The 24,309-nt window shown below is 41.1% G+C and carries 21 protein-coding genes; 15 read left to right on the top strand and 6 right to left on the bottom strand.

The annotated features are described in order from the left end of the window. Window positions 1-14: 14 nt before the first annotated feature. Complete coding sequence (locus tag G563_RS0104490) at window positions 15-1,340, top strand: RagB/SusD family nutrient uptake outer membrane protein (protein WP_028664253.1); 1,326 nt, start codon at window positions 15-17, stop codon at window positions 1,338-1,340. 147 nt (window positions 1,341-1,487) lie between these two features. Here G563_RS0104490 and prfB read toward each other — a convergent pair. The 5 genes from prfB to gcvH form a co-directional block, all read right to left on the bottom strand. Next, a protein-coding gene (gene prfB / locus G563_RS0104495; protein WP_157585064.1) for a peptide chain release factor 2 occupies window positions 1,488-2,565 on the bottom strand; the annotation gives its coding sequence in 2 pieces (ribosomal slippage) (window positions 1,488-2,504 and window positions 2,506-2,565; 1,077 coding nt in all). Window positions 2,566-2,677: 112 nt separating this feature from the next. Next, window positions 2,678-3,130 carry a DUF4920 domain-containing protein gene (locus G563_RS0104500; protein ID WP_028664255.1) on the bottom strand — a complete coding sequence of 151 codons (453 nt, stop codon included), beginning with the start codon at window positions 3,128-3,130 and terminating at the stop codon, window positions 2,678-2,680. 63 nt (window positions 3,131-3,193) lie between these two features. Continuing rightward, window positions 3,194-3,739, bottom strand: coding sequence for a DUF4199 domain-containing protein (locus G563_RS0104505; RefSeq protein ID WP_028664256.1), 546 nt, complete (start codon window positions 3,737-3,739; stop codon window positions 3,194-3,196). A 15-nt stretch (window positions 3,740-3,754) separates the two neighbouring features. Next, window positions 3,755-5,026 (bottom strand): dihydroorotase, encoded by a 1,272-nt coding sequence (locus G563_RS0104510; RefSeq protein ID WP_028664257.1) that lies wholly within the window; start codon window positions 5,024-5,026, stop codon window positions 3,755-3,757. Between the two features lie 78 nt (window positions 5,027-5,104). Then, window positions 5,105-5,482, bottom strand: a complete 378-nt coding sequence (gcvH, locus tag G563_RS0104515; RefSeq protein ID WP_028664258.1) for a glycine cleavage system protein GcvH — start codon at window positions 5,480-5,482, stop codon at window positions 5,105-5,107. 186 nt (window positions 5,483-5,668) lie between these two features. On the opposite strand from gcvH, the gene G563_RS0104520 reads away from it, so the two are divergent. Next, the gene (locus tag G563_RS0104520) at window positions 5,669-7,657 is read left to right on the top strand and encodes an alpha-amylase family protein (RefSeq protein WP_028664259.1); all 1,989 of its coding nucleotides are present in this window, start codon (window positions 5,669-5,671) and stop codon (window positions 7,655-7,657) included. Further along, entirely contained in the window at window positions 7,654-9,168 is a 1,515-nt protein-coding gene (locus G563_RS0104525) for a c-type cytochrome domain-containing protein (protein WP_028664260.1), read from the top strand. The genes G563_RS0104520 and G563_RS0104525 overlap by 4 nt, the downstream gene beginning before the upstream one ends. A 1-nt stretch (window position 9,169) precedes the next feature. Here the strand turns inward: G563_RS0104525 and G563_RS0104530 are convergent, their stop codons facing one another. Next, entirely contained in the window at window positions 9,170-9,937 is a 768-nt protein-coding gene (locus G563_RS0104530) for a cyclase family protein (protein ID WP_028664261.1), read from the bottom strand. 240 nt (window positions 9,938-10,177) lie between these two features. Between G563_RS0104530 and murD the strand changes: the two genes are divergently transcribed. From murD to mnmG, 12 genes are all read left to right on the top strand, one after another. Further along, window positions 10,178-11,530, top strand: coding sequence for a UDP-N-acetylmuramoyl-L-alanine--D-glutamate ligase (gene murD / locus G563_RS0104535; RefSeq protein WP_037325862.1), 1,353 nt, complete (start codon window positions 10,178-10,180; stop codon window positions 11,528-11,530). 21 nt (window positions 11,531-11,551) lie between these two features. Beyond that, window positions 11,552-12,727, top strand: coding sequence for an FtsW/RodA/SpoVE family cell cycle protein (locus G563_RS0104540; RefSeq protein ID WP_051210759.1), 1,176 nt, complete (start codon window positions 11,552-11,554; stop codon window positions 12,725-12,727). Beyond that, entirely contained in the window at window positions 12,724-13,815 is a 1,092-nt protein-coding gene (murG, locus tag G563_RS0104545; RefSeq protein ID WP_028664264.1) for an undecaprenyldiphospho-muramoylpentapeptide beta-N-acetylglucosaminyltransferase, read from the top strand. The genes G563_RS0104540 and murG overlap by 4 nt, the downstream gene beginning before the upstream one ends. Window positions 13,816-13,884: 69 nt before the next feature. Beyond that, a complete protein-coding gene (gene murC, locus G563_RS0104550; RefSeq protein ID WP_028664265.1) occupies window positions 13,885-15,300 on the top strand; it encodes a UDP-N-acetylmuramate--L-alanine ligase in 1,416 nt (471 codons plus the stop codon). A gap of 64 nt (window positions 15,301-15,364) precedes the next feature. Beyond that, window positions 15,365-16,078 carry a cell division protein FtsQ/DivIB gene (locus tag G563_RS0104555; RefSeq protein WP_157585066.1) on the top strand — a complete coding sequence of 238 codons (714 nt, stop codon included), beginning with the start codon at window positions 15,365-15,367 and terminating at the stop codon, window positions 16,076-16,078. A 75-nt stretch (window positions 16,079-16,153) separates the two neighbouring features. Then, window positions 16,154-17,515, top strand: coding sequence for a cell division protein FtsA (gene ftsA, locus G563_RS33710; protein ID WP_051210760.1), 1,362 nt, complete (start codon window positions 16,154-16,156; stop codon window positions 17,513-17,515). Window positions 17,516-17,613: 98 nt separating this feature from the next. Continuing rightward, window positions 17,614-19,068 carry a cell division protein FtsZ gene (gene ftsZ, locus G563_RS0104565; protein WP_028664267.1) on the top strand — a complete coding sequence of 485 codons (1,455 nt, stop codon included), beginning with the start codon at window positions 17,614-17,616 and terminating at the stop codon, window positions 19,066-19,068. A gap of 3 nt (window positions 19,069-19,071) precedes the next feature. Continuing rightward, complete coding sequence (locus tag G563_RS0104570; RefSeq protein WP_037325865.1) at window positions 19,072-19,776, top strand: DNA alkylation repair protein; 705 nt, start codon at window positions 19,072-19,074, stop codon at window positions 19,774-19,776. 124 nt (window positions 19,777-19,900) lie between these two features. Continuing rightward, window positions 19,901-20,743: an acetyl-CoA carboxylase, carboxyltransferase subunit beta gene (gene accD, locus G563_RS0104575; RefSeq protein WP_028664269.1), complete on the top strand. Its 843-nt coding sequence runs from the start codon at window positions 19,901-19,903 to the stop codon at window positions 20,741-20,743. A gap of 72 nt (window positions 20,744-20,815) precedes the next feature. Beyond that, window positions 20,816-21,787, top strand: coding sequence for a radical SAM protein (locus G563_RS0104580; protein ID WP_028664270.1), 972 nt, complete (start codon window positions 20,816-20,818; stop codon window positions 21,785-21,787). 130 nt (window positions 21,788-21,917) lie between these two features. Further along, window positions 21,918-22,331: an rRNA maturation RNase YbeY gene (gene ybeY / locus G563_RS0104585; protein WP_028664271.1), complete on the top strand. Its 414-nt coding sequence runs from the start codon at window positions 21,918-21,920 to the stop codon at window positions 22,329-22,331. Between the two features lie 99 nt (window positions 22,332-22,430). Further along, on the top strand, window positions 22,431-24,293 hold the full coding sequence (mnmG, locus tag G563_RS0104590; RefSeq protein WP_028664272.1) for a tRNA uridine-5-carboxymethylaminomethyl(34) synthesis enzyme MnmG: 1,863 nt from the start codon (window positions 22,431-22,433) through the stop codon (window positions 24,291-24,293). The last annotated feature ends 16 nt before the right edge of the window (window positions 24,294-24,309 follow it).

Below are 24,309 nucleotides of genomic sequence, written 5' to 3' on the forward strand. Positions count from 1 at the left end.
ACTTTGATTTTCATATGAAAAAGACCATCATATATTCAATTTTAGCTGGATTTTTGCTCACTACTACTTCTTGTGACCAAGAGTACCTCAACCCTAGTGCAGCTAGTGAAACCCAAGTAACTACCGACATCAATGGGTTGATTACTCTTTGCAACGGATTACAATATCGCTACACTAGCACTCGTGCGGGTGTTATTTATACCTCCATTACAGCCAACGGTCTTACTACCAAAGAATTGACTGTTTTGAATGCCGGAAATGGTGATGAAGAACAACTCCGTATTGGGGGGATTGGTATCACTACCAACAATGGCATCATACGCAACCTGTGGGCTCAAAATCAATTGGTAAAAGCAAATGCGGATTTGATTTTACAAAATGTAGGCAATGTAGCTGGTGATGCAGGTACCAAAAGTGGTATCACTGTTTATGCTTCTATTTTCAGGGCATTGGCACTGGGTACAATGGCTCAATTTTGGGAAAAACTGCCTATCGTAAGTGGCACTAATGCGCCGTTCGTAACGCGCGATGAAGCCTTGAAAGAAGCAATCAAAACCCTCGAATCAGCCGCCACAACCCTTGCTGCTACTCCTGTTTCTTCGACCTTTGCGAGTCGTATTGTAGCGGGTATAGATCTTGCCAATACCCTTCAAGCACTGATTGCGCGTTATAGTCTCATGACAGGCGATAATGCCAAAGCACTTGCGGCAGCCAATAAGGTGGATTTAACCAAAAAATCGGCCTTCAATTTTGACGACGCCACCCAGAACCCTATGTTTTTTAACACTTTTGGTAACAGAAACGTTACCGAACCACTCAATGCTACCTTGGGTCTGCCAGAAGGCTTACGTCCTGTAGCGACAGACAAACGTATGGCTTTTTATCTATCCAATCCTACGGGAGTTGCAGCTGGCGGAGTAAATCTGGGAAGAGCAAGCTTCTTTACGGCTAACAACGCCGCGATTCCGGTGTATTTGCCTGGCGAAATTTTGCTTATTAGAGCAGAAGCAGCGGCGCGTACCAACGACTTGGCGGGTGCTACAGCAGCTCTCAATTCAGTATTGACAAAAACTACTGATGCTTGGGGAATAGGAGCGGGGCTTCCGGCTTACAGTGGCGAAAACACTGCAACAGCTCTGTTGACGGAAATATATCGTCAGCGGGCGATTGAATTGTATCTATCAGGAATGCGCTTGGAAGATAATCGCCGCTTTAATCGTACAGCACCTATTTCAGGAAATGCAGCTTCACAAGTGGAGCGGAGTCGTACATGGTATCCTTATCCATTGACCGAAAGAGCTAATAATTCATCCAATACCCCCGCAGACCCTGCTATTTAGTGCTGGCAACGCTGTTAATTATTATTCACTGATTTACAGAAAATTATTAACAGATTTTTAGATTTATAGGTTTGTAAACAACCATCCTTACACAAAAGCCCTGATGATGAGTCAGGGCTTTTTGTATTATTTGAGATAACTGTTCTACTACTGCAACATCAAATAGGCTTTGATAAATTCGTCCAAGTCACCATCCATAACGCCCTGAACGTCAGAGGTCTCTACGCCTGTCCGAACGTCTTTTACCAATTTGTAAGGGTGCATGACGTAGTTACGAATTTGTGAACCCCACTCAATTTTTTTCTTGGAGGCTTCTACTTCTGCACGCGCCGCATTGCGTTTTTCTACTTCGATTTGGTATAGTTTTGATTTTAATAAACGCATCGCCAAATCGCGGTTGAGGTGTTGGCTTCGTTCTTGCTGACACTCAATCATCAAGCCCGACGGACGGTGTCGAAGACGTACTGCCGTTTCTACTTTGTTTACGTTTTGGCCTCCAGCACCTCCCGAACGGTAGGTATCCCATTCAATATCGGCGGGATTGACTTCGATTTCAATACTATCGTCAATCAGCGGATAGGCATATACCGACGCAAAAGAAGTATGGCGACGAGCATTAGAGTCAAAAGGCGAAATACGTACCAAACGGTGGACACCATTTTCGGACTGCAAATAACCGTAAGCTTGTGGACCATCTATCTGAATAGAAGCCGATTTTATACCTGCCCCGTCTCCTTCTTGATAATCGATTTGGGTCACTTTGTAGCCGTGTTTTTCGGCCCAACGCACATACATCCGATACAACATATCGGCCCAATCTTGGCTTTCGGTACCACCTGCCCCAGAGTTAATTTCCAAAACAGCATTGAGTTGGTCTTCTTCGTTGGAGAGCATTTTTTTCAATTCCACTTCCTCCAATACTTTCAAGAGCGCTTGGTATTCGGCTTCTACTTCGGCTTCAGTCGCTTCGCCTAGCTCCCAAAACTCTTGTAAGGTTTCTAAATCTCCCAAACGCTCCTCAACTTTTTCGTAGCCTTCGGTCCAGCCTTTTAGGGCTCTCACTTCTTTCATAGTCTGCTCGGCCTTGGTATTATCATTCCAAAATTCGGGCTGACTTTGCACTTGTTCCAATTCTGTTAGTCTTTCTTTCTTGGTATCGTAGTCAAAGATACCCCCTCAAAGCCGAAACACGGGCTTTCAAGTCTTTCAACTGTTCTGTGGTCATGGTATTAAAATGTTATTTTATTTATTATTCTTTTTTGAAGAAACGACAAAAGTACAAATAAAAAGCGGTCGGTCAGGATTAAACCGACCGACCGCCTGCGACTTTGTGTTCTTTATTTTTTCACAATTACGCCATCAGCAACAAAAGTGAGTTCATGCTTAGGCTCAGTGATTTTAGCAATTTCTTCTTTACTCTTGCCAGCATCTTCGGCATAATGCTGCAATTCGGCCACAGGAGTGGTTTTCATTTTTGCTTCTCCTTCAAACACTACCGTTTTACCGGCGATGTCTTTAGGCACAAAAAAACCGTAGTCTTTAAAAGTCACGCGCATCGTTTGCCCGTCCGTAGTTTTGATTTTCATCCAGCAGCCCTTTGCTTGGCAAACTGATTCGACAGTACCTGTTACTTTGGTACTCATTTTTTCTTTAGAGCCTAGTTTTTTGGGTAGCTCCGCAGAGGCAATTGCTCCTTTGTCGTTTATTTTTTTTCCAAAATACCCCTCTGATTGTGCAAAAACGCCTAATGCAAGTATCGTCATCAAAGACGTTAAGATTACTTTTTTCATGGTTTTAGTCATTGTGTTTTTACAAAATTAAGAAAAAATAAAATCTACAAGTACACCCACCTATTAAGCGGTTCCTGAAGGATGCTGTTTGCGAAATATAAGGGCTATCAACAATACCGCCATCACAATCAGAAGCAAGGTAAAACGGAATTCATCAAAGATGAAACTTGACGGTTCAAGCAGGTCAATATCGGCTATTTTTTGATCATAGAGTTCTTTGCCCCATACTTTGACAGCCTCTTCCTTATTGGTCAAGAGAGATTGACGAAGGATGTTTTTATAATGTAAAAGGGAATTTGGGAAAAAATAAAAAAACAAACTTGTAAGATACCCACAAAACAAGGCGCCTGTTAGCCAAACTACATACCCAATCGAAATCCCTTCCCACATATGCATATAGCCTTTACCAATATTTTTTCGATAATACCAACACGCCGCCGCAATCAGAATACTAAAAAAGCCAACGTCTAATAATCGACTAGTGCTCGAAAATTTATCGAGGTTTTGCACTATCAAAAAAAACAAAAAACAAACCAATCCTGCCACAAGCCCAAATAGTAGAGGAATCTTGAGTAAGGGTTTGTTGAAAAAGTTAATCACATTTTTCATAAGTTATCCACATAGTTATCCACATTTTTCAACCATATTTCGATTTAGCACATACAACGCTTTGCCTTTTAATGGTTTTCCTAAAAATGGAGTGTTTTTAGATTGGGAATGAGTTTCGGTAAATATCCAATCCAATGCTGGGTCAAAAATCGTTAAATTAGCTTTGTTTCCTTCCGCAATACTTACCTCTGGAAGTCTTAAAATCTCACGAGGTCGGTGGGTGAGTTTATTCACAATTTGCTCTAACTCTACTTTCTGACGATAAGTGTTTAGCAAAGCAAAAGCTGTTTCAAGTCCCGTAATACCAAACTCGGCTAAATCAAATTCTAAATTTTTGGACTCTTCATCTTGGGGATTATGATCCGAAACCACCGCATCAATGGTTCCGTCGGCTAGTCCTTCCCACAGAGCCTCTATATCGTTTTGCCCACGGAAAGGAGGGTTGACTTTGTAATGGGTATCAAAATCACCTAAAACTGTATCGTCAAATGCAATCTGATGAGCTGCAATATCACACGAGACTGGCAATCCTTTTTTCTTGGCTTCTCTTATAAGAGCTACTGAATTGGCGGTAGAAATAGTCGAAATATGCAAAATAGGTACCTCACTATTGACTCCCACATACTCAAGCAACTTCAAATCGCGCATAATCGTCAACTCTTCTGCGATAGAAGGGATGCCCCTCAAACCTAATAAAGTGCTTGATTCGCCTTCGTTCATTTGACCAAAAACGGTTAAGTCATGGTCTTCGGGGCGGTTCATCAATACTCGATTGACTTGCTGTAAATACTGGAGGGATTTTAAAAATATGTGGGTATTGTACAAAGAATGGATACCGTCTGAAAAAGCCACCGCCCCTGCATGAGCAAGGTCAATCATCTCGGTAAAATCTTTTCCTTCGCAACTTTTTGTAACCGCTCCAATGGGATGCACATTTACGATTTTTCCGCGTGCTTTGTGCTTTACATATATCAAAGTATCCTTTGAGTCGAGGGCAGGCTTGGTATTGGGCAATACCGCTATCTCCGTAAATCCTCCCGCTTGGGCTGCGTCACAGGCACTTGATAAGTCTTCTTTATGCTCATAACCTGGGTCATAAGCCGATACACGCATATCTACCCAGCCAGGGGATATGTGCCAATTGGATCCACTTAATATTTCCGCCTCGGCAACTTCCAGAGAATCTTCGATTTGAACGATAGTTCCATCATCTATCAAAATATCCTTGGTTTGCCCATGATAGGGCGAGCGGCTATCCACTATTTTAACAGAACGAATCAGTAGCATAGAGTTCGTTTATCATTACAGTTGTTGTTTTCCAACAAACAACTTCTTCAAAAAAAAAGCCCCTTTCGGAGCTTCTATTTATTCACCAATCAATTCTTTATATGCTTCTACTGAGAGTAAACTTTCAACAGAACCAGTGATTTTGACACGAATCATCCAACCTTGTCCATAGGGATCTTCGTTGACTAATTCGGGAGAGGATTCCAATTCTTCATTGAATTCTAGGATTTCGCCAGTGACTGGTATGAATAAGTCTGAAACTGTTTTAACCGCTTCTACGGTTCCAAAAATCTCTCCTTCTTCAATAGTTTGTCCAACAGTCGTAATGTCGACGTACACAATGTCACCCAATTCTCTTTGGGCAAAATCTGTGATTCCTACTACGGCAGTATCGTCACCTTCTAGGCGAATCCATTCATGGTCTTTTGTGTATTTAAGCTCTGCTGGGAATGTCATGGTTTGTTGAGGCTTTATATTTGGGCGTGCAAGATAATACGAAAAGATAAATTATGCGAAATCCCTTTACTACTTTACCTGTTTTTCTAAAACGCTTTTATTTCCCTTTGCTAAGCCTCAAGTGTTTGGCTAAGGAGAATATTCTCATAAAACGCTTTTTAACGATAAGTAAACCCCTAAATCTCTATGAAAATTTTACGTTTCTTTTTCCTATTTTTTGTAGTTCTAAAAGCATCTTCCCAAACCTCTCTGCGGCGTTCTGAGAGTTTTTTTGGTCTTCATTTTGATTTCCACGCAAGTCTTAAAGATACGCTAATCGGCAAAACGCTCACCGACAAAATGATTGACTCCCTTCTCAAAAAAGTAAAGCCTGATTTTATCCAAGTAGATTGCAAAGGACACCCTGGCGTGACGAGCTATCCTACAAAGGTGGGGCATAAACCCAAGCATTTTGAGAAAGATATATTGAAACTTTTTAGAGAGGTAACACGCCGCAATGGAGTAGCATTGTATGTTCATTATTCGGGGGTTTGGGACGACGAAGCTGCTAAAAATCATCCACAATGGGCTAGAATTGGCGCAGACGGGAAGGCCGATCCACAAAAAATATCGTTTTGGGGAGCTTACTCCGATAGCCTTTTGATTCCTCAATTAAAAGAAATCAGTGACTATGGCGTAGATGGGGTGTGGGTCGATGGGGACTGCTGGGCTACCAACCCCGACTATTCGCCCAAAGCCATCGAAGAGTTTCGAAGTACCACTGGTATTCAAGAGATTCCTCGAAAAAAAACAGACCCTCATTATGATAAGTGGCTCGAATTTCATCGAGTGGCTTTTCGGCGATATGTACGTAAATATACCGATGTCCTCCATGCTTATAATCCTCGGTTTCAGGTAGCAAGCAACTGGTCGTTTTCGGCCATGATGCCCGAAAAGGTCGATATAAATGTTGATTTTTTATCTGGCGACACAGAGCCGCTCAACGGAGCCAATCAGTCTGGTTTTCAGGCGCGCTGCCTAGCCCCTCAAGGCAAACCGTGGGATTTGATGTCTTGGAGTTTTGGTTATGGTTGGGAAGACCAAGTCAAATCTCCCAAAAATGCTGCCCAACTTTCACAAGAAGCCGCCCAAGTGATTTCGATGGGAGGTGGCTATCAGGCGTATTGGACCCAAAATCACGATGGAAGCCTTCCCACTTATGCCTATGGAACTATGGCTGAATTGGCTACATTTTGCCGTCAACGCCAACCGTTTTGTCAAAATACCAAGCCTGTGCCACAAATTGCTATCTTGTATTCCAACGAAGGTTATAAAAGCGAAATCACCACTGTTTACAATACAGGCGACCGCAAACTAGAGCCCATGATTGGGGTCCTTAATGCGCTTTTGTATAGTCAATTTTCGACCGAGATATTACAAGAGCATCATCTAAAGGGACATACAAAAGAATATCCGCTTATCGTGATTCCTGAGTGGAAAAAAATAAATGCTGACCTTCATAAAGAACTGATTGAATATGTCCAACAAGGCGGAAATCTACTGGTGATTGGGGCTCAAACAATCAAAATGTTTGAACCACAATTAGGCGTTCGTTTAAGCCCGACGACTCAAGTCATTCCGAATTGGGGCTTTGGCAATTTGCTTACTGGTACAAAAGCTACTTTTCAGCCCTTTGAGCCACTTCCCACGACTCAGACTTTTGGACAGTGGTTTTCGCAGGGAGATACCCGATATGGCGAAGGTCCTATTGCGTCGATTGCTTCTTTGGGAAAAGGTAAAATAGGGGCTATTTATTTTAATTTTGGGGAACAACACTTCAAACGAGAAACCTATATTGGACGGGACTTTTTGGGCCAAATGGCTCATCAACTTTTCCAGCCTAAGCTAACGGTGAGTGGCTCCAAATTTGTGAATGTGGCTTTGAATCAAAAAAATGGAACGCTTTATGCCAATCTCATCAATATGGCAGGCAACCATGCCAACAAAGCAATCCATGCTAGTGACGACATACCGCCTTTATCTAATCTGAAAGTTATGGTTAAATCCTCCCAACGCCCCCAAAAGGTCGTGCTCCAGCCCGAAAATAAGCCCCTAGACTTTGCGTATAAAAATGGAGAGGTAGTCTTTATAATAAGTAAATTAAATATTCACTCGATAGTCGAAATCAAACTATGATTTTGTTGCAAGCTTTTTCTGATTGGGCGGCGTTTTTTGGGCGATTTCACCCCGTTTTAGTTCATTTACCCATTGGTTTTTTGATTTTAGCAGTATTGCTTGAAATAGGTCGATTGACTCATAAAATTGATGTAAAAGAATCCACCGTTTCATTTGTTTTGTTTTGGACAGCCATTGGAGCTACGCTTTCTTGTGTTGCAGGCTATTTGCTTTCGTTAGGTGGTGGATATGAAGAAAATCTTTTGAACGAACACCAATGGCAGGGGATTTGGGTGGCAGTGGCTTCATGGATAGCTTGGGCATCTAAAGCTGATTTTTTTGTCAACAAAATTCCTTTCGGAAGTCTTTTGTACTTACCTGCCTTGGCCATTGGTAGCTTCTTTACCCTTTCAGCGGGTCATCATGGAGGCTCACTTACTCACGGCGAAGGTTTTTTGACCCAAGAAACCCCCGAACCTTTCAGAGGATGGATTGGCATGGAACCTAAACCAGAAAAAGGAACCGACGAAATCAAACCCATTGCGGATATAAATAATGCGATGGTATTTCAAGATGTAGTTAATCCTATTCTGAAGGCTCGTTGTGTTCAATGTCACAATGCCTCCAAATCAAAAGGAGATTTGCGCATGGATGGTATTGAATTCCTGAAAAAAGGCGGAGAAAATGGCCCTATCATTGTGAATGGCAAAGGCCAAGAAAGTGAGCTAATCAAACGCTGTCTTTTGCCGCTTGAAGACGACAACCACATGCCACCCAAAGGAAAAACGCAGCTGAACGATACCCAAATAGCCATTTTGTCGTGGTGGATAGACCAAGGAGCGCCCTTTGACAAAAAAGTAGCCGACTTAAAAACCCCAGACGACATAAAACCTGCCTTAGCTTCGTTGAGTTCAGGAGCTACTTCCACCGCATCTAGCTCTTCTGTAAGTGGCCCCGCTCCCGAATCTCCCGTTTTTTCGGCAAAAGTAGCAGCAGGTGACCCTAAAGCTATAGAAGCCCTAAAAAAAGCAAGTTTGTTGGTGATTCCTGTTGCTAGTGGAAGCAATCTATTGGAAGTAAACGCCGTCAATGTAAACTCTCTTACCGACGCCCAAATCGCACTACTTGAACCCATCAAAGAGCAAATCGTTTGGCTAAAGCTGGGTGATACCAAAATCACCGACCAAGCTGCCGCTACTTTTGCCAAACTAAAAAACTTACAAAAACTTAATTTAGAAAATACGGGTATTAGCGATGCAACCCTTCGCCAAATCAAGATGTTGACTTATCTTGAATATCTCAATCTTGTAAATACTCAAGTGACCGATGCAGGCCTTAAAGAACTCAGCTCCCTACCAAACTTGCGTAGCCTTCATTTGTGGCAATCCAAAGCGACAGAGGCAGGAGTGGCGGCATTGAAGCAAGCGAAGCCCAATATTGACATCACAGTGGGTATCACGCAGCAACAAATGGCCGAATTTATCAAAGCAGGTGAAGCAGCACAAAAAGCAGAAGAGGCCAAGAAAAAATAATTCAGTCTTCCAAAATAGCAACTACACGTGCGGGGGCAGCTGATGCCCCCACAATTTTTAGAGGGAAGACACAAATTTTAAACCCAAAAGGTGGCAATTGATTAAGATTGACAAGCTGCTCAATGTGACAGTATTCTTTGTCTCTCCCTACCAAATGAGCTTGCCAAAACAATTCCGCATCATTGGTTTCTTTGGCTTTCTGAATCATGTAGCGCATAGGCAAATCCCAGCCCCATTGATCTATACCCATTACCTTAATTCCTTGGTCAATGAGCCACTCGGTGGCTTCCTTACTCATTCCTGTGCCTACGTCTGCAAATTGCTTCGTTCCATTGTATTGGTCTCTTCCGGTCTTGATAAGCACAATCATGCCCTTTTTCAAAAAAGCCCCCGTTTTAAGTAAATCCTGCTTAATATCCTCTACAGTAATAACCTCAAAATCAGGCTTATGACTCATATCTATCACAACACCCTCCCCATAGCACCATTCTAGCGGAATCTCATCAATGGTTTTGGCAGGTTTGCCCCCTACCGTCGGATAATAATGCCAAGGAGCATCAATATGAGTAGTAGCATGAACCCCCATATGCTTGATGGTATCATCAGCCCAACCCTCAAAGCCTTTGGGATATAAGCGAAAAGGTAGCCCCAAAAAACGAATCAACCACTTCGCTGCTCGATGAGGTTTATGTTTTATTTTTACTCTCATAAACCATGGGTCTTGTTGGTTATAACGAATAGGCTTAGATAAATCAATAATTTTTGACATAGCTTTTCAAAAAAATATTAGCTCTTATTTCTCATTTCATATTTTTACTTTTATGAGTTTATTAATTAACAGTAAAGTGCCTAACAATAAACTCATAAGCTCAAAAATACCACTATTCTATTAAACATATTTCTTTAAATATATACCTTTAGAGCTTTTCTTTTCTTTGCAATTTCTTCTAAAAAAGCCTTATTTTGGCTCTAAGTTTCTTTTTCTGCTTTTACCCCATATATAATAAAAATGTCTAGAAGTGCCTTCAAAATCGTCGTATTAGGCGGAGGTGAAAGTGGCGTAGGTGCTGCTTTATTGGCAAAAGCCAAAGGATTTGATGTTTTTCTTTCGGATAAAAGCCTTTTATCAGACGATTATAGGGCTATTCTTCATTCCAATCAGATTTCTTTTGAAGAAGGTCAGCACGACACACAACGCATACTTGCTGCCGATGAAATCATCAAAAGCCCTGGTATCCCCGACAAAGTACCTTTGATACAACAACTGCTCGCGCAGGGAACACCCATTATTTCTGAAATAGAGTTTGCGGCTCGTTATACAAAAGCAAAGACAATCGCAATCACTGGCAGCAATGGAAAAACAACCACCACCCTGCTTACTTATCATTTACTGAAATCTGCCGGAATCAATGTAGGGCTCGCTGGCAATATTGGGGAGAGCTTTGCAAAACAAGTTATTGAAGATAAATTTGATTGGTTTGTACTGGAAATCAGCAGTTTTCAGCTCGACAACATGTTTAACTTTAAAGCAGATGTTGGTATTTTGTTAAATATTACCCCCGATCACCTTGATCGCTATGAGTATTCTTTCCAAAACTATATCAATTCCAAATTTCGTCTGTTGCAAAACATGCAACCTGACGATGACTTCATTTATTTTATAGACAATGAGGCTATCGCCAAAGAGCTTCAATACAAACATTTCAATGTCAATCATTTACCCATTTCTTTCTTAAAAAAGGAAACTAATGGTGGTTTTTTTAATAACGGGAAGTTGGAAGTAACGTATCATACTCGTACTTTTGACATAAGAGCAGACGAGCTACCCCTCAAAGGTCCTCACAATGCTATCAATGCAATGGCAGCTACCTTGGCAGCGATGGCGGTGGGATTGAATAATGAACAAATAAAACAGGGATTATTGAGTTTTCGAAATGCGGCTCACCGGCTGGAGCCGATTGCAAAAATCAACGATGTTTTATTTGTTAATGATTCAAAAGCGACCAATGTTGATTCAGTTTTTTATGCTCTCAACAGTTACGATACCCCAATCATATGGATAGCTGGCGGAATCGACAAAGGCAACGACTATACCCAAGTCGAGACTTTGGCCCGTCAAAAAGTAAAAGCCCTTATCTGTCTGGGCAAAGAAAATAGCAAACTTCTCTCGTTTTTCACCCCTATCGTTCCACTTGTCATTGAGACACAGGACGTTAAGGAGGCGGTACGGTACGCTTTGTCATTGGCTAAGGCTGATGATGTGGTGTTGCTCTCGCCTGCTTGCGCCAGTTTTGACTTGTTCAAAAACTATGAAGACCGTGGCGAACAATTCAAAGCGGCGGTGCTGAGTTTTGTACCCTAATCCATAAAAACGAATATAGAGATGAATGCTTTTGAATCCCAAGAAGGTAGCCTACACCCCCCGCAAAATCGTTGGCAATTTATCAAGCAATGGCTGCGTCGTAATCTAAAAGGCGATACAGTCATTTGGATTATTGTAGCATTACTATCCTTGGTGAGTATGCTTATTGTTTACAGTGCCACGGGGACTTTGGCCTATCAACGAGGCGGCGGATATCCTGAGATTTTTTTATTTAAGCACGTATTTTTTACAGGTATTGGGCTTCTGGTGATGTGGCGTATACATCTTGTCAATTACACCTATTTTTCGCGCTTATCAAGGGCAGCCTTACTGATTTCTATTCCTCTGCTCATCTTAGTAAAAGTAGCTGGGGTTACCATCAACGGAGCTACTCGCTGGCTAGCTATCCCCGGTACTGGACTTACTTTTCAACCCGCTGATTTTGCACGTTTAGCTCTCATTGCCAACTTGGCTGCCATGCTAGCCAAACGTCAGCGGGTACAATACGACTGGGGAGTGCTCGGCAAAATGATCGCTTGGGTGGTCATTATTTGTTTTTTTATTGCACTCACTAGTACCTCCACCGCTTTTCTGTTAGGTTTTACGTGTTTCTTGATGTTTTATGTAGGTAGGGTTCCTGCCAAATACCTCATCGCAATGCTTATCGCTCTAGCAGCAGTAGGAGCCTTAGGGCTTATAGTTGGTCAGCGATTCGAAACCGCCAAAGGACGTATTGAGCGATTTGTCAAGCAAGACGAATATCAGGCAAAGCAAGGTTTTATTGCTATCGCAAACGGCGGTACCATAGGTCAAGGTCTTGGCAATAGTCATCAGAGAAATTACTTAACTCAAGCTTATTCTGATTTTATTTATGCCATTATCGTGGAAGAATATGGCTTGTTGGGTGGGATTTTTATTATGCTTTTATACACTGTTTTGCTAGTAAGAGGAGTTCAAAATATCAACGAAACAAATCGAGCTTTTGGGGGTCTGCTTTCTGCGGGACTCACACTAAGTATTGGCTTACAGGCTTTTACAAATATGGCAGTAGCCGTTGGTATATTTCCAGTGACAGGACAGCCCCTTCCTCTACTCAGTATGGGCGGTACCTCCGTATTATTTACGTGTATATCTCTCGGTATTATCCTAAGTGTAAGCAGAGGAGAAGTCGACGAAAGTAAAATGTTAAGAGAATGATAAAAAAAGTTATCATAAGCGGTGGTGGTACAGGTGGACATATCTACCCGGCGATTGCGATTGCCAATGCCCTCAAAGCCATCGACCCTTCCATAGAGATTTTGTTTGTAGGCGCTTTAGGAAAAATGGAAATGGAAAAAGTACCCAAAGCTGGCTATGAAATTATTGGATTGCCTATTTCAGGAATCAAGCGAGAATTGTCGCTAGATAATCTGTCTTTTCCTATCAAGCTCACAAGGAGTTTGCTGAAAGCCAGAAGCATCATCAATAGCTTCAAGCCTGATGTAGCTATTGGAGTAGGGGGGTTTGCAAGTGGTCCTCTTTTGATGATTGCTTCTTTGATGGGAATCCCCACATTGATACAAGAGCAAAATTCGTATGCTGGTATTACCAACAAATTGCTAGCCAAAAGAGCAAGAGCTATCTGTGTAGCCTATCCCCACATGGAAGCTTTTTTTCCAAAAAACAAACTTAAACTCACAGGCAATCCCGTCAGAAGTGATATTTTGAATGTAGAACATAAACGCCAACAAGCTTATGAGCATTTTGGACTTCAGCCCAACCGCAAAACACTACTGGTGATAGGAGGGAGCTTAGGTGCCAAAACAATCAATGAAAGCATTGAAGCTGGATTGAAGTTGATCATAGAGTCGGGTTATCAAATACTTTGGCAGACGGGCAAACCTTATGCAGACAAGGCTAAATCAGCCGTAGAAAATCTAAAAACTGCTTATGTAAAGACATCGGATTTTATCTATGAAATGGATTTGGCTTATGCCTTGGCCGATGTAGTAGTATCTAGGGCAGGAGCCTTGTCGGTATCAGAGCTATGCTTGGTGGCAAAACCAGCCATTTTAGTTCCTTTTCCTTTTGCCTCAGAGGATCATCAAACCAAAAATGCGATGAGCCTCGTAGAACAAAATGCAGCTTTACTTGTGAAAGACAAAGACGCCAAAGAAGAACTTGTTCAGACGGCATTGAGGCTTTTACAAGATACTGCCAAACAACGTGAATTAAGTATTAACATTAAAAAATTAGCAAAACCAGACGCAGCTACGGATATTGCTCAAGCTATTCTACAGCTTTGATGATATTTTATTCTGTGAATCTCGTTTATATACGTTGTAGATGTTTCATCTACACAAAACCTCAAAACCATGCAGATTTCTGATTATAAAAATATTTATTTTCTGGGTATCGGAGGTATTGGCATGAGTGCGCTAGCTCGCTGGTTCAATATCAATGGCTTTCAAGTAGCAGGCTATGACCGTACAGCTACAACTCTCACCGACACTCTCCAACAAGAAGGAATATCTGTTCATTTTGATGATTCTATTGATTTAATTCCTTCGGCTTTCTTAGAAAATCCGACTCAAACTTTGGTAGTTTTTACGCCCGCTATTCCCAAAGACCATCAAGAATACAACTATTTCATCAGCAATCATTTTCCTTTACTTAAGCGTTCAAAAGTCTTAGGGTTGATTGCCAGTGAAATGTACACGATCGGGATCGCTGGTACGCACGGAAAAACCACTACATCTTCTATGACAGCCCATCTGCTGAGACATTCAAATGTCAACTGCGCGGCTTTTTTGGGAGGAATTACCCAAAATTACGGAACCAATATGCTTCTTAATGAACCCAGTGAAGACTTGAGTTCCGTTCCTTGTGTAGTAGAAGCTGATGAATTTGACCGTTCATTTCTGACGCTTTTCCCAGAGATTGCCGTAGTCACTTCAACTGACGCCGACCACTTGGATATTTATGGTGACCACCACGCTGTTTTGGATTCTTTTTCTGCGTATGTAAGTCAAATCAAACCTACAGGACAATTATTCATGAAAAAAGGGCTAGCACTAGCCCCAAAAACTCAAGCAAAAGTGTGGGAATACTCCCTCAACGAAGGAGATTACCATGCGCAAAATATTCGTATCGAAAATGCCTGTTTTATTTTTGATGTCGTACATCCTGACGGAATCATAAAAGGACTAGAGCTAAAAGTGCCGGGGTTTCACAATGTAGAAAATGCGATTGCTGCGATTGCTATTGGTCTAACGATAGGACTCACTGACGACCAAATCAGAAAGGCCATTGCCACTTTTGGAGGAGTAAAACGTAGATTTGAATACTACTTAAAAACAGATTCTAATGTGTTAATTGATGATTATGCCCATCACCCCGCAGAAGTGGCGGCATTTCTATCATCATTGAAGGCTTTGTATCCAGATCGGCACATAACGGCGATTTTTCAACCTCATTTGTATAGTCGCACTAGAGATTTTGCGCTTGAATTTGCCCAAAGTTTATCCATAGCCGACAGTGTGGTGTTGTTAGAGATTTATCCTGCTCGAGAGCTACCTATAGAGGGCGTCTCTGCAGATTTAATTTTTAAGCACATTACATGTGACAAAATGCAGTGTATGAAGTCTGACTTAATAAACGTTATAAAAAACCGCTCAACCGATGTCATAGCTACAATTGGCGCAGGCGATATAGATACTTATATCGAACCACTAAAACAACTAATTCAAGATTCTATTTCTTTCTCTGGCTTTCAATCACAAAGCCAGTAAAGTCAAATTTATTATGAAACGCTGGATTTGGTATATACTCGGAGCACTTGTGGTGCTAGCGCTTGTGATTTTTGTAGAAATACAGCAATCACACAAGCTCTGTAAGGGAATAATTGTCAAATTAGACCCAAATGCAGAATACCCCTTCTTTAGCGAACAAGACATCAAAGACCTTGTCACCTTAAAAGGTGTAGACGAGATAAAAGGCATGTCTTTCTCTGATATAAAACTAAAAGGCCTCGAAAAAAGAGTCCTAAAAAACCGTTTGATAAAAAATTGTCAAGTATTTCGAGATTTATCTGGAAATTTGGTCGTATCTATAGAACAACATAGACCTATTGGTCGCCTTTTAGGTACCAAAACAGCAGAAAACCAAATTTTATTGGCACAAAACGGTGGATACTTGACCGAGACAGGAGATTTTGTTCCGTTGTCAAGCAAGTTTGCCGCACGTACGGTTATTTTATCTGGAGGATTTTTTAGTAAGCAACAAAACATAAAATCGAGTAAAGGACAAAAAGTGGTAAGCTTCCTGAAAGAGTTACAACAAAACTCATTTTGGAAAGCGCAAGTAGCGGAAGTAGTAATAGATGATGACAGCGAATTGACGCTCATTCCCCAAGTGGGTCATCATCAAATTGACTTTGGACTACCCGAGGATGCAAGCATTAAGTTTGATAAATTAAAAGTTTTTTACAAAACTATATTACCTCTCAAAGGCTGGGATAGATATAAAAAAGTCAGTGTGAAGTTTAAAAACCAGATTGTGTGTGAATAAACCCTTTTTGTATTACTAAAACAAACTGATGAGGATTTTGTGTGAAAACACTTTACACCCTAACACCATATAATCATGTCAGAAAATAATGTATTTCACCTAGGAATTGACATTGGTAGTACCAAGGTCGCAGCGGTTTTGGCTAAATTAAAAAAGCACAACAACCATTCAATGTTAGAAGTGATAGGCCTTGGCTCCGCTCGTAACGAGGGGGTTTATAGGGGTATTATTAATAATCCTATCAAAACCAAAGATGCTATTCGTCAGGCATTGGAGCTGGCTGCAAAAAAAGCTCAAATGGCGGATTTGTTGCACTATCCACTTACGGCAACTGTCAACGTAAGTGGTACGCATTTAGAAACTACCTCCGAAACTGGTTCCATTACTTGTAAATCAACTTTTGTACAAGGGGATGATGTAGCGGCGTTGTTGGCTGATATGCAACAAACTTTTGATTCTGATACCAATCAAATCATTCATTTATTACCGCTCAAATTTGCGGTAGGAGACCAACATGACATCAAAGACCCTGTAGGTCATACGGGTCTTAAACTGAGCGGAAACTTCCAAATAGTAACCGCCAAAAAATCAGCGATTCATCAAATCAGGGATTCGTTGCAAAAAGCTAATATCCAAGTAGATGAAGAAGACGGCTTTGCGGCTTCTCCTTTAGCTTCGGGGCTTGCTGTTTTGTCAGAAGACCATAAAAACCTAGGGGTGGTTTTGGTAGATATTGGCGGAGGCACCACCGATATTGCTATCTATCACGAAGGCTTGCTAAGACATGCGGCGGTACTTCCCTTTGGAGGAAATCACATCACCAACGACATCAAAGAAGGTTGTAATCTTACTCACGAAAGTGCCGAAGAAGCAAAAACCACTTTGGGAGAAACCAATCCTGATGCTTGTAGTCTCAATACCATTTTGATGGTACCCACTGCTGATGGTATTCCTCCCATTGAGATTGTAGCTCGTAACATTGTTTTGATAGCTCGCGCTCGTCTGCGTGAAATTGCAGCATTGGTTTTTGCCGAAATCAAAAAAGCGGGTTATGAACATAAACTGAGAGCGGGTGTAATTCTCACCGGCGGTACTTCTAAGATAAATGGTATTGATTCTATTTTTAGAGATGTGACGAAAATGCACGTTCAAATTGGGAAACCTCAAAACTTAGAACGATTCAATGCACCTATTCATGACTCTCTTGTCAATGATCCGTCTTATGCTACCGCTCTTGGGCTCGCGTGGTCTAGCATCAAACCACTAGATAAGCGGGTTGAAAAAAAATCAAAACAAGAAAAAGAGCAGGAAAAGAAAAAAACAAGCAGCAGCATTTGGGGAAATTTTGGGATTAAAGATATTAAAATCAAAGAAGTAGGATCTTATATCTGGAAAGGTCTTATGCACGATGATATGGAGGGAAAAGATAAATATTAGCCCTATTCAAACTAAAATCTTTCTCACCAATTGTTTATATTTAAAAAAATATGGTTTTTGCAAGAAAAAACTATTTTGACCACGACTACGAGTTCGTCATGGAAAATTCACAACATTCGGAAGAGGCTCCCATTATAAAAGTAATCGGGGTAGGAGGGGGAGGTAGCAATGCCGTCAACCACATGTATAAAAAGGGCATCAAAGATGTGGTGTTTGTCGTTTCTAATACTGATAAACAGGCATTATTGAGAAGTCCTATCGAAAATAAAATTCAGCTAGGAGCTGAAATGTTGAAAGGTCTCGGAGCTGGAACTGACTCTGCCACTGGAAGAAAAGCCGCTGAAGAAAGTATTGAGTATATCAGGCAGCTTATGCAACCTCCCACCCAAATGGTTTTCATTACGGCTGGTATGGGAGGGGGTACGGGTACAGGTGCCGCCCCTGTGATAGCTCAAGTAGCCAAAGAAATGGGGATGTTGACGGTAGCAGTGGTGACTGCTCCCTACAGCCACGAGGGTCGAACCAAGAAAAATCAAGCCTTAGAAGGTATCAATGCTCTCAAAGATCACTGCGATACCGTGTTGGTCATTCTAAACGACGAATTGGCCAAGCTTTATGGTAAACTTCCTATTTTGAGAGCCTACGAACACGCCGACAATGTTCTATCCAATGCCGTGAAAAGTATTGCAGAGATTATTACCGTCCATGGTAGTGTCAACTCTGACTTCATGGACGTCAAAAAAGTACTAGAAAATGCGGGTACTTCGGTGATGAGTTCGGCATCTGCTTCGGGAGAAAACCGCGCAGAATTAGCCATAGAGGCGGCGTTAAATTCGCCACTACTCAACAATAGAGATATCAGAGGGGCCCAGAAAATCTTGATTACGCTTGCTTCGAGTACCCAAGAAGAGTACATGGCAACGCTTGACGAACAAATGGCTATTACAAACTACATCGAAAGTTTGATTGGCGATGAAGCAGATATGTGCAAAGTAGGGGTTATTTTTGATGATTCTCTTCAAGAAAAACTTTTGGTGACAGTTATTGCCGCTGGATTTGAAGATTCTCATCTACCTTTCCATTATGATTCTACTGGTGTAAAACCCACTAAAAAAGATACAAATGGAAGTTCTGTAGAAACACCAACTACCCCTCCACAACCTCAGTCTAAGCCACCTATAGTCAAAGAAGTAGGTGAAACAACCCCTACAACCAATCCAGTTCCAGCCCCCTCTGGAGCGAACCCACCTACAATCACTGTAGGGTATCCCCAACAACCACAAAACACTACAGAACAGCCTCAACCGCCAACAATTGAGAGTGAAGCTCAACCGGCAGAGAAGCATTCTCCTTCAAAGCCATATAGTGCCCCCGAGCCTCAAGAAGACCCTGCAATTTTGGATAAATTGGTCAAAGACATTACTAATGGTAGATATAGCTCAAGTGACTTAGAAAAGCCCGCATATTTGCGCCAAAACGTAGTCTTATACTCCAAACCAAACTTGCCCGAAGAAGCTTTTATAATGGTTAAACTTGATAAGCATAAACGATAAATCGTGGCTTTAGAAAAAATAAAAACCGAACTAATAAGTGAAGGCAGCCCCCAAAAGGCTGCCTTTCTTTCTCATTTTTTTAAAACAGGAAAAGGACAATACGGCGAAGGCGATGTGTTTTTAGGAGTGACAATGCCTCAAATACGTTTTATTGTAAAGAAATATTCAGATTTGCCTATTGAGGATTGGGTTCAACTTCTTCATAGCCCTTATCACGAATTCAGAATGGCCGCTTTACTCGGATTGATGTTTCGATTTCAGAAATCAAAAAAAGATGAAGCAATGCAAAAGGCTATTTTTGATATTTATATAACCAACTTCGAATTCATCAACAACTGGGACTTAGTGGATGTCACGTGCCGTGACATAGTGGGGGCTTACTTGTTTAGAAGAGACCGAGCTGTTCTTTATCAATTAGCAAACCAACCCAATTTGTGGGCTCAACGAACGGCAATTGTATCTACTTGGTATTTTATCAAACACGGGCAATTTACGGATACTATCCAAATTGCGGAGTTGCTCCTTAGTCATTCTCACGACCTTATTCACAAGGCTGTAGGCTGGATGCTGAGAGAAGCTGGAAAGCGTGACGAATTGGTATTAGAAGAGTTTTTGGACACACATATTCACCAAATACCTCGCACAGCTCTTCGCTATGCAATAGAACGTTTTCCAGAATCCAAACGCAAGTATTATCTTTCTCTTTGATGCTTAGATAAAAAACTTAGTATCTTTGAGCCCACTTCGCCGTTGAGGGCTAAAATACATTCCACCTAAAAGTATTTTTTCAAATCTCGGCAACTCATCTATAAACTGTTAACTGTTGACTTTTATGTCTTGGTTTACTAGAAAAGAAAGAGGTATTCAAACACCTACAGAAATGAAACGAGAAGCCCCTGATGGGCTTTGGTATCAGTGTCCTAGTTGTAAGCATGTGATGCATACTCGGGAGCACAAACTCAACGCTTACACTTGTATAAAGTGTAGTTATCACGAAAAAATTGGGTCAGAAGCATATTTTGGAATCTTGTTTGATAATACTGACTATACCGAACTTGACTCCGATATGACCTCTGGAGACCCGCTTCAATTTGAAGACACAAAAAAATACCCTGATCGAATCCGTGATACCATAAAAAAAACAGGACTCAAGGATGCCGTACGCACAGCTTATGGCAAAATGGATGAAATTGATATTGTAGTAAGTTGCATGGATTTTAATTTTATCGGCGGCTCTATGGGTTCGGTAGTCGGTGAAAAAATTGCGAGAGGAATTGATCATGCTCTTAAGCACAAAAAACCTTTCTTGATGATTTCACGCTCGGGAGGAGCTCGCATGATGGAAGCAGGATATTCACTTATGCAAATGGCCAAAACTTCGGCTAAGTTGGCTTTATTATCAGAAGCAGGTATTCCCTATATATCTTTACTCACCGACCCTACAACGGGCGGTGTTACGGCATCTTATGCAATGTTAGGAGATTTCAACATTGCCGAACCTAGTGCTTTGATTGGTTTTGCCGGGCCAAGAGTTATTAGAGAGACCATAGGAAAAGATTTACCTAAAGGTTTTCAAAGTGCAGAGTTTGTATTAGAGCATGGCTTTTTAGATTTTATTGTTGATCGCAAAGACTTGAAAGACAAATTAGCGAGCTTACTTCGCATGCTTCAATAATGCTATATTTAAGCATAAAGCCGCAATTTCATTTTTGTCATTGCGGCTTTATTTTTTTAAACTCTTCTTCTTATGCGCTTAGTATCTCATCCAGTATTATGCAATTACTACGTGACTTATCGCTGCAATGCTACTTGTAGTTTTTGTGACATATGGGAGAGACCCTCGCCCTACATTACTATCGAAAACGCTAAATCAAATTTTAAAGCGCTAAAAAAACTAGGAGTTAAAGTTGTTGACTTCACGGGCGGTGAGCCTCTTTTACACCGCCAAATTGACGAGTTGCTGAGAGAAGCAAAAAAATCAGGGCTCATTACCACAATCACTACCAACGGTCTTCTCTATCCTAAATACTCATCTCGTCTGAGAGGTTTAGTGGATATGCTTCATTTTTCACTTGATTCGCCTAACCGAGACGAGCATGACAAATCACGTGGCGTCAAATGTTTTGATAAAGTAATGGAGTCTATCCAAATTGCTAAGTCTTATAATGAACGACCCGATATTTTGTTTACGGTTTTTGAAAACAACATCCACCAGATTCAACAACTTTGGGACGAAATATGCCTACCCAACGATTTGGTTTTGATTTTAAATCCAGTTTTTGAATACAATCAAGTAGGTGCTCAGCTTTCGACCGAAGCCCTTCAAGAGTTAAGAGAATGGGGCAAAAGAAAGAATGTGTATCTGAATGATGCTTTTATTCAACTTCGCCTTGACGGAGGCAATCATACTTCTGACCCTGTATGCTTGGCAGGTAGTACAACCATTGTGATTTCGCCCGAAAATAAAATCATCCTGCCTTGTTATCATCTTGGATTGAAAGAATATCCCATCGAAAACAATCTTTTCGAGCTTTATCAATCTCCCGAAATTCAACAGCTAGTGGCATTAGAAGGTCGTCTTCCCGCCTGTGAAGGCTGCGCCATTAATTGTTATATGCAGCCTTCTTTTGCCGTAAAAATCAACAAATATTGGTGGAAAGCATTTCCTAGTACCATGAAATATAACTTCCTCAAGGGTACTTGGAAACAGTTGTTTTGACACTTTGGTGATTGTTATCTAATTTTGTATACTATTTATAACTCCATCAGCATTATTGGGTGAGTTATTTATCTTACACAATCTTCTATCGATTTTGCTCACATTGTAGTATCAATCACCAACTCTTATTATGATTCAGTTTTTCAATGAGGATATAGACTTCAAAGTACCTCAATCACGTATTACAAAAAAATGGTTATTAAACATAATTGAGGCAGAGGGTTTTCATCTGAACCAACTCAACTACATATTTTGTTCTGATGAGTACCTTCTCAGGATAAATCAAGAATATCTTGAACATGATTTTTACACTGACATTATCACTTTCGACAACAGTGAAGAAGACAATCATATTGAAGGAGACATTTTTATAAGTATAGATCGTGTGAGAGAAAATGCGAGCACCCTTCAAAAAAAATTCGAGGAAGAACTTCGACGTGTATTAGCACATGGGGTACTTCACTTGGTGGGATATGACGACCTTGAAGATGAGCAAGAACTTCAAATGAGAGCAAAAGAAGACCACTATTTATCTAAGCTATAAGTAACTTTAAATCAACAACATACAAAGTGCTTCACGTGGAACATTTTAGTCATTTTCACAAAAAACACTTTTTTAGCATAACTCAACCACAAATAAGAGATGTTTCCAAAATATGATGTGATAGTCGTAGGGGCAGGACATGCAGGATGCGAAGCAGCAGCGGCGGCGGCAAGGATGGGTTCGAGAGTACTCCTTGTCACAATGAACATGCAAACGATAGCACAAATGTCATGCAACCCCGCAATGGGAGGAGTGGCAAAAGGGCAAATCGTTAGAGAGATAGATGCATTAGGAGGACAGTCAGGAATCATTAGTGACAAAACAATGATTCAATTCAGAATGCTAAACCGTTCCAAAGGTCCGGCGATGTGGTCACCAAGATGCCAAAGCGATCGAATGAGATTCGCAGAAGAATGGCGAATGACTTTGGAGCAAACTCTGAATGTTGATTTCTGGCAAGATACCGCAAAGGAATTACTCATAAAAAACAAACAGGTAATCGGCATAAAAACAAGCCTCGGCATCGAGATTCAAAGCACTACCGTTGTACTTACGAATGGGACATTTTTGAATGGTCTTATTCATATTGGTGAAAAAAACTTTGGAGGAGGAAGGGTAGGAGAGAAAGCTGCGACTGGTATTACAGAGCAATTAATGACATTGGGATTTGAATCAGGTCGGATGAAAACCGGCACTCCTCCTAGAATCGACGGACGTTCTTTGAACTATGAGAGAATGGAAGAACAACCGGGTGATGAAAATCCCGCGAAATTTTCTTATACCGAAACTCCCCAATTATCACAACAAAGAAGCTGCTGGATTACCTATACCAATGAAGATGTACATGCGGTGTTAAGAACGGGCTTCGACAAATCTCCAATGTTTACGGGAAGGATAAAAGGACTTGGACCTCGTTATTGCCCTTCAGTAGAAGATAAAATTAATCGATTTGCCGATAAAGACCGTCATCAAATATTCGTAGAACCAGAAGGATGGAATACGGTTGAAATATATGTGAATGGCTTTTCGACCTCACTTCCTGAAGATATACAATACAAAGCCTTACAATTGATTCCAGGATTTGAAAATGCACGAATGTTTAGGCCGGGCTACGCTATCGAATACGATTACTTTCCCCCAACTCAATTACAACTTACGCTAGAAACGCATCTGATCAAAAACTTATTTTTTGCAGGTCAAATCAACGGTACAACTGGCTACGAAGAAGCTGCTTGCCAAGGCTTAATCGCAGGAATCAATGCACACCAAAACGCCCACGAACTTGAGCCTTTTATTTTGAAACGGTCGGAAGCGTACATAGGTGTATTGGTAGATGACCTAGTCAATAAAGGCACAGAAGAACCCTACCGAATGTTTACGTCAAGAGCCGAATACCGCACCTTATTAAGACAGGATAATGCCGATATTCGACTTACTGAAAAAGGTTATCAAATAGGTCTAGCCGATGAAGCCCGCTATCAAAGGGTAAAGGAGAAGGTTGCTAATACTGAAGTTATTCTCAACGAACTAAAAACAACAAAAGTAAATCCAGAAGAAGTGAATAGTCTTTTGGGAGAGTTAGGGACGGCCTCAATCAAAGAAAAACAACCCCTTTATCATTTGCTCAAAAGGCCCAATATCGAGATACAAGACCTCAAGAAAATCAAAGGTTCTGTATCAGAGTTTCTTAATAAATACGATGAAGAAACACTCGAACAAGCCATGATAACGGTCAAGTATGAAAGCTATATCGAGAAAGAAAGGCTCATGGTCGAAAAAATGAATAAACTCGAAGATCTCGAAATTATTTCAGAATTTGACTACGACAGGGTTTCTGCATTGTCATTTGAAGGTCGTCAAAAACTCAAAACCATTCGGCCACGTACCTTGGGGCAAGCCTCCAGAATAAGCGGCGTAAGTCCTTCAGATGTTTCTATTTTGATGGTATACTTGGGAAGATAAGTTAAATTTGAAGAGT

It is taken from the genome of Runella zeae DSM 19591, assembly GCF_000423565.1.
In the GTDB taxonomy this organism is placed as follows: domain Bacteria; phylum Bacteroidota; class Bacteroidia; order Cytophagales; family Spirosomataceae; genus Runella; species Runella zeae.

What these genes read in the sequence shown, in the direction of transcription:
- ybeY (WP_028664271.1), top strand. Translation starts at nt 21,918, where the DNA reads ATGATTCAGTTTTTCAATGAGGATATAGACTTCAAAGTACCTCAATCA.
- G563_RS0104490 (WP_028664253.1), top strand. Translation starts at nt 15, where the DNA reads ATGAAAAAGACCATCATATATTCAATTTTAGCTGGATTTTTGCTCACT.
- accD (WP_028664269.1), top strand. Translation starts at nt 19,901, where the DNA reads ATGTCTTGGTTTACTAGAAAAGAAAGAGGTATTCAAACACCTACAGAA.
- G563_RS0104510 (WP_028664257.1), bottom strand. Translation starts at nt 5,026, where the DNA reads ATGCTACTGATTCGTTCTGTTAAAATAGTGGATAGCCGCTCGCCCTAT.
- G563_RS0104580 (WP_028664270.1), top strand. Translation starts at nt 20,816, where the DNA reads ATGCGCTTAGTATCTCATCCAGTATTATGCAATTACTACGTGACTTAT.
- ftsA (WP_051210760.1), top strand. Translation starts at nt 16,154, where the DNA reads ATGTCAGAAAATAATGTATTTCACCTAGGAATTGACATTGGTAGTACC.
- murG (WP_028664264.1), top strand. Translation starts at nt 12,724, where the DNA reads ATGATAAAAAAAGTTATCATAAGCGGTGGTGGTACAGGTGGACATATC.
- G563_RS0104525 (WP_028664260.1), top strand. Translation starts at nt 7,654, where the DNA reads ATGATTTTGTTGCAAGCTTTTTCTGATTGGGCGGCGTTTTTTGGGCGA.
- ftsZ (WP_028664267.1), top strand. Translation starts at nt 17,614, where the DNA reads ATGGAAAATTCACAACATTCGGAAGAGGCTCCCATTATAAAAGTAATC.
- G563_RS0104500 (WP_028664255.1), bottom strand. Translation starts at nt 3,130, where the DNA reads ATGAAAAAAGTAATCTTAACGTCTTTGATGACGATACTTGCATTAGGC.
- gcvH (WP_028664258.1), bottom strand. Translation starts at nt 5,482, where the DNA reads ATGACATTCCCAGCAGAGCTTAAATACACAAAAGACCATGAATGGATT.
- murC (WP_028664265.1), top strand. Translation starts at nt 13,885, where the DNA reads ATGCAGATTTCTGATTATAAAAATATTTATTTTCTGGGTATCGGAGGT.
- G563_RS0104540 (WP_051210759.1), top strand. Translation starts at nt 11,552, where the DNA reads ATGAATGCTTTTGAATCCCAAGAAGGTAGCCTACACCCCCCGCAAAAT.
- G563_RS0104530 (WP_028664261.1), bottom strand. Translation starts at nt 9,937, where the DNA reads ATGTCAAAAATTATTGATTTATCTAAGCCTATTCGTTATAACCAACAA.
- G563_RS0104505 (WP_028664256.1), bottom strand. Translation starts at nt 3,739, where the DNA reads ATGAAAAATGTGATTAACTTTTTCAACAAACCCTTACTCAAGATTCCT.
- murD (WP_037325862.1), top strand. Translation starts at nt 10,178, where the DNA reads ATGTCTAGAAGTGCCTTCAAAATCGTCGTATTAGGCGGAGGTGAAAGT.
- G563_RS0104520 (WP_028664259.1), top strand. Translation starts at nt 5,669, where the DNA reads ATGAAAATTTTACGTTTCTTTTTCCTATTTTTTGTAGTTCTAAAAGCA.
- mnmG (WP_028664272.1), top strand. Translation starts at nt 22,431, where the DNA reads ATGTTTCCAAAATATGATGTGATAGTCGTAGGGGCAGGACATGCAGGA.